This is a genomic window from Syntrophomonas sp. DTU019, from assembly GCA_913757435.1.
Taxonomy (GTDB): Bacteria; Bacillota; Syntrophomonadia; order Syntrophomonadales; family Syntrophomonadaceae; genus DTU019.
Window position 1 is genome coordinate 1 of record CAJYDM010000012.1, and the last position, 2,592, is coordinate 2,592.

The 2,592-nt window shown below is 43.6% G+C and carries 2 protein-coding genes; both read right to left on the bottom strand.

Annotation, left to right across the window (positions count from 1 at the left end):
• Positions 1-123 precede the first annotated feature (123 nt).
• Positions 124-870 carry an IS21-like element helper ATPase IstB gene (gene istB / locus AC15IQ_RS15280; protein WP_483177854.1) on the bottom strand — a complete coding sequence of 249 codons (747 nt, stop codon included), beginning with the start codon at positions 868-870 and terminating at the stop codon, positions 124-126.
• Positions 860-2,419, bottom strand: coding sequence for an IS21 family transposase (istA, locus tag AC15IQ_RS15285; protein WP_483177853.1), 1,560 nt, complete (start codon positions 2,417-2,419; stop codon positions 860-862). Before istA ends, istB begins: the two co-directional genes overlap by 11 nt.
• Between the last annotated feature and the right edge of the window lie 173 nt (positions 2,420-2,592).

Here is a 2,592-nt window from a genome sequence, read left to right on the forward strand (position 1 = left end):
TGAATATTACGAGTTTCCAGAGCCACCTAATCTCCTAAAAAAGAGCCACTCAATCTTTTACATAGAGCCACTGTGTTGATGGTGGGAGCCACCCCTTAGGATGGCTCCAGAAGTATGTTCATATTATTCTGGTATTCGTCGTTTTCTCTGACGCATGGAAACATCTCCATCAATTATCATGGTATATGCTGATGGGATGATTCTATCCAGTATGGAATCGGCCAAGGCACCTCCTCCCAGTCTTTCATGCCAACCTTCAGGGACAAACTGAGAACAGATGATAGTAGATGATTGACCGCAACGGGATTCCATCAGTTCGAGCAAATCTCTCTGTTCAGAATCAGAGGTGGGAATCAGCAGGAACTCGTCCAGAATCATCAGGGAGTATTTTTGATACTGCTTCATGAGCTGTTGATACTTCCCCTGGACCCTTGCTGCTTCAAATTCGCTGAACAGTTCAGGTAGGCGGATGTATCTCGTTTTATAACCTGACTGACAGGCATTGACCCCAAGGGCATTGGAAATAAAGGTTTTGCCAGATCCAGTAGCCCCTATGAGGATGACATTGAGACTCTGACGGATAAATTCATTATCGGCCAGACTTTCCAACAGATCACGGTTCAGATGCCGGTCTGGAAGATACTCAATATTTCCAAGAAAAGCGGATGAGTTCACAAATTTGGCATTCTTAATCAGACGCCGGATGTTGTTGTTATGTCTGGAATCATATTCAGCATCTGCTAATAGCGCTAACCTTTCGTGGAAAGACAATGACTGATACTCTATCTCATTCTCAACCTGCTTTTGGTAAGCTTCAGCAAATGCAGGAAGACGCATGTTCTTCAGCTTTCTTAATGTCTCATTCTTCACGGCTTCCACCTCCGTAATAGCCAGCCCCTCTTACGTAGGCATACTTGTTAGATGCTGATGATGAAAAATGTGATTGGGAAGCACCTTTATCCTTTTTGTCTTGACCGGATTCCAATATCAGTCTAATATTTTTATACCGGGGGCTGGGAATCCGGATAAGTGCTATTCTACATGCGTTTTCCAGGCGTTCAGGCGAGTATTTATCTGCCAGTTTCAACAGGGACAGGCAGCCCTTATAGGCCTGTTCCTCTACCCGGTATGAATCAAACAGTTTCTGCACAACATCTTTTGTAGAATCCCCAATGCCTGTAGCCCATTTCAGGAAACGTGCAGAGTCCCACTCACTATATAGCTGATGATTTGCGGGCATATGATCAATGACCGTGGAATACTGCCCACGCATTCCATAAATTCGCTTGTGGCTGCAAATACGGGAACCTTTGTAGAAGACTTCAATCACGTTTTTGGTGTATCTTACATCCACTTTTTTCTTGACGTACTCATAGGGAATCGAGTAGTTCTGGTAATCTACCGCTATGTGGTAATTCAGCTGAACGGTAGCAGTTTTCCATTGTGCAAACTCATACGGGTATTGGGGCAATGGTGGCATGAATGGAAGCTCTTCTTCCATGAATACAGAATACCGGCTACCCTCTCTTTTCTGGAATTCATTGTGATTGAAACGATCCAGTTCTTTCCTAATTGCTGCATTCATCTCATTGATATTAAAGAACTGACGGTTACGCAGTTTGGCAATTATGTGGGATGTAACTTGTCCCGCAGTCCCTTCCACAGCAGCTTTGTCCTTAGGTTTGAGTACTCTGGCAGGAAGAATGGCTGTCTGATAATGATCTGCTAATTCCTGATAAGCACGATTAACGATGGGATCTTCATATTTTTTGTTGCTGAGTATCCCCGTCTTGAGATTATCTGGGATAAGCAATCTGGTGGATGCTCCGAAATACTCATACATGCTAATATGCACATTGATCCAGTCTTCCTCTTTCATGGTAAGACAGGCTTTTGCAAAACAGTACATGCTGAATGGCAGTGTGGCGGCAAACAGATAAACCTTAGAGCTTTTCCCGGTCAACTTGTCGTAAAGAGGCAAGGGTGTACCTACCCAATCCACCATCAGTTTATCTCCAGGTTTATGTTTGATATGCAGGGTAAGACTGTGCTTGTTCACGTATTCCTGGTAAAGTTTGCAGAATTGGGAATACATGTACGGAGGCTTTTCTGAACGGCGGCAGGTATCCACATATTCTTCCCATAGAAGCTTTAATGTTACACCGCTTTTCAGAAGTTCCTTATGGACATAATCGTAATCAGGATTAACAAGAACCGGCACTTGTGATTCCTCTGGGAACAACTGCTGATGAAGTTCCTGATCGTTTAAGGTATTCAAGGAATCCTCGGAAACCGGATGTTTCTCAAATGCCTTAAACACCTTTGCTACTGTGTTTCTGGATACCCTCAAGGTATCTGCAATTCTTCGCTGGCTATAGCCCTTTGTGCGAAGCTGCAAAATTTGTTTTTCCTTGGACATAAATATGTCCTCCCTTCGTAAGTATTACGGCGTTACCGCAATTTCATTGTAATACTTACGATAGTGGCTCTCTATTGCGGATTTCTTTTTGAAAACCAATGGCTCTCAACTTCGGATTATGTGGCTCTACGTATCGGATTCACTGGCTCAAAACCGTCGGAATACTCAGCAAC

Coding starts and splice junctions, on each gene's coding strand:
- istA (WP_483177853.1), bottom strand. CDS start 2,419: ATGTCCAAGGAAAAACAAATTTTGCAGCTTCGCACAAAGGGCTATAGC.